At 46.0% G+C, this 1,857-nt stretch carries 1 protein-coding gene and 1 pseudogene; one reads left to right on the top strand and one right to left on the bottom strand.

All coding sequences use genetic code 11. The annotated features are described in order from the left end of the window. Positions 1 to 223, bottom strand: a 223-nt coding sequence (gene arfB / locus V7D75_RS00675) for an alternative ribosome rescue aminoacyl-tRNA hydrolase ArfB (RefSeq protein WP_333612987.1), incomplete at its 3' end; no start/stop codon positions are given. A 330-nt stretch (positions 224 to 553) separates the two neighbouring features. On the opposite strand from arfB, the pseudogene V7D75_RS00670 reads away from it, so the two are divergent. Further along, positions 554 to 1,857, top strand: a pseudogene (locus tag V7D75_RS00670) (excinuclease ABC subunit A); the annotation flags it as partial.

Here is a 1,857-nt window from a genome sequence, read left to right as displayed (position 1 = left end):
GCGCTTTAATAATAAGTACGCCTTCTTTGGTGATTCGGCTGTCTTTACTGTCCAATAAGCGCTGCTTAATGACATCGCTCAAGCTTGAAGCATGAATATCAAAACGCAGATGAATCGCAGAGGACACTTTATTGACGTTTTGCCCGCCTGCCCCTTGCGCGCGTATGGCGCTAATGTCCACTTCGCTGTCATTCAGACTGATATTATTGCTGATAAAAATCATAAAACACTTTTATAAATGATTAATAGATAAGGTTAATGATAAAGCATTCGCAGTTAACACGCTACTTGCCCGCTTAATAGCGGTCAAAACGTCATATTTTTTAACCTCTATAATCCGCAATTTGTCGGGTAAACCTTATAAATGTTATCGTTTGACGTTGCTGTGTCTATCCTCTGTCTATAAAGCGTAAGCCTGCGCAGGGTTTTGATTTTAAGGTGATAGGATGACGTTAAGCAGACACGATATTAAAAGAACACCGTATTAAATAAATACGGTATTGTTGAATCAAAGCGTTGATGAGCTGATTTTAGTCAAAGGAATAAGCGTTGTATGACAACCAATAGTAAGAAATCTAATCATAAAAAATCTAACACTTCTCTCAAAAATCACAACCTTGCCGCTGATGAAAGCATTCAGGTCAGGGGCGCACGAGTGCATAACCTCAAAAATGTCGATGTGGATTTACCGCGTAATGCGTTGGTTGTTTTTACTGGCATATCAGGTTCAGGCAAGTCATCACTGGCATTTGGTACCTTGTTTGCTGAGTCGCAACGGCGCTACCTTGATTCGGTATCGCCTTATGCACGGCGCTTGATTGACCAAGTTGGCGAGCCTGATGTCGATTCGATAGAAGGCTTGCCGCCCGCCGTCGCCCTGCAACAGCAGCGCGGTACGCCGTCGGTACGTTCATCAGTTGGTAGCGTGACGACGATTTCAAATGGTCTGCGTATGTTGTACTCGCGAGCGGGCGAATACCCTGCTGGGCAAGATATGCTGTATGCCGATGCCTTTTCGCCAAATACGCCAGAAGGTGCTTGCCCTACTTGCTCAGGTATTGGCCGCGTGTTTGAGGTCACAGAAGATTTGCTCGTGCCTGACAAGACAAAAACCATTCGAGAACGCGCCATTGCTGCTTGGCCACCAGCATGGCAAGGGCAAAATCTGAGCCGGATATTGACCACACTGGGCTACGATATCGACAAACCTTGGGATACCTTGCCCAAGGAAACCCGCGATTGGATTTTATTTACCGATGAGACCCCAGAAGTGCCCGTTTACCCAGAGTACAATCTCGAGCAAGTACGCGAGGCGATTAAAAAAGGCGAAAAACCCAATTATAAAGGCACCTATGCCAGCGCAAAAAATTTCGTCTTACATTCTTTTGCTACGACCCAAAGTCCACGTACCAAAAAACGCGTGGCGCAGTTCATGCAAATTTCAGAATGCCCAAGCTGCCATGGCAAAAAACTCAAAAAAGAATCGCTGTCGGTTAAATTTGCAGGGCTTGATATTGGCGAGTTATCACAATTAACCTTAACTGAACTGGCGCTAAAACTTCACGACGCTGCCAATAAAAAACTCAGCGATGATATGCCCGATCGTGAAAAAGCCATCGTCGCCAAGCGTATTGCCAGCGACATTTTATCGCGTGTAGAAGCGTTAACCAGACTTGGGCTAGGTTATTTATCACTTGAACGCACCACACCTACCTTATCGCCTGGCGAGCTACAGCGCCTAAGACTTGGCACCCAAATTCGCTCTAAACTATTTGGCGTGGTTTATGTGCTCGATGAACCGTCCGCTGGCCTGCATCCTGCCGATACTCGGGCGCTATTAGGCGCTCTAGATGAACT

This window comes from Psychrobacter sp. (assembly GCF_036731945.1).
Classification (GTDB): Bacteria; Pseudomonadota; Gammaproteobacteria; order Pseudomonadales; family Moraxellaceae; genus Psychrobacter.
This window is presented reverse-complemented; position numbering and strand designations above follow the sequence as displayed.